Below are 1,103 nucleotides of genomic sequence, written 5' to 3'. Positions count from 1 at the left end.
TGACCAACCCAGTCCAAGCCATAAAGAAGACGAGCCGCGGCATCCACACCAGCGGAGAACCGGTCCCGCGCAGCCGGCCGCAACGTCAGACCGTCGATCGCGACGGCGGGGAGACCAGCGTCGTCCGCGGCGACCAGACTGATCGTGTCAGGGGCATCGCCCAAGGCCAGCCGGACACGCATCGCCCCACCCGGCGAGGTGAACATCCGTACCGTCGAGAAGGCGAAGGGAAGGCGGGCCATACCGGCCTCGGGGAGCAGACCTCCCAGGCCGATCGCGTGCAGGGCGGCGTCCAGCAGCGCCGGGTGCATGTCGTAGCCGTCGGTCGCCGCCGGAGTCGCGACCTCGGCGAACACCTCGCCGTCCCGCCACCACGCCCGGCGCAGGCCCTGGAAAGCGGGGCCGTAGCCCAGACCGGCGTCGGCGAGGGCCGGATAGGTGCCCTCGACCGGAAGCGGTTCGGCACCGGCCGGTGGCCACACGACCAGGTCGTTGACGATCAGCGCGGCGGAGCTCTCCGCCGGAGCCAGCACGCCGGTGGCGTGCAGCGTCCACGCCGCCTCGTCGCCGTCCTCGGGCTGGGCGTGGACGGTCACCTCGCGATGCCCCGAGTCGGCGATCGGGCCGACCGCGATCTGCAGCCGCACCCCGCCGTGGTCGGGCAACGGAAGCGGGGCCTGGAGGATCAGCTCCGCGACGACGGGCGTGCCGACCCGCCGACCGGCGGCGAGCACCAGTTCCAGGAGGGCGGTGCCCGGCACGACGGGGGCGCCGAAGACGGTGTGGTCGGCGAGCCAGCCGGGCGCGGCGGTCGACAGCCGGCCGGTGAGCAGCATGCCGTCGCCGTCCGCGAGCATGACCGTGGCACCGAGCAGCGGATGGTCGGCGGTGCGCAGCCCGGCGGCGGAGAGGTCACCGGCCGGTGCGGCGGCGTCGAGCCAGAACCGCTGGTGCTGGAAGGCGTAGGTCGGCAGGTCGACGTGCCGGGCACCGCTGCCCTCGAACACGCTCGCCCAGTCCACCCGGGCCCCGGTCACGAACAGCTCCGCCACCGCGCCCAGCAACGTGGCGGCCTCCTCCCGACCACGACGCAACGTCGACAC

General features: G+C 73.8%; 1 protein-coding gene. It reads right to left on the bottom strand.

What is annotated here, in order from left to right:
* Nucleotides 1–1,103, bottom strand: a 1,103-nt coding sequence (locus B207_RS32905) for a polyketide synthase dehydratase domain-containing protein (protein WP_035740198.1), incomplete at both ends; no start/stop codon positions are given.

The organism is Parafrankia elaeagni, assembly GCF_000374165.1.
Taxonomy (GTDB): domain Bacteria; phylum Actinomycetota; class Actinomycetes; order Frankiales; family Frankiaceae; genus Parafrankia; species Parafrankia elaeagni.
This window is presented reverse-complemented; position numbering and strand designations above follow the sequence as displayed.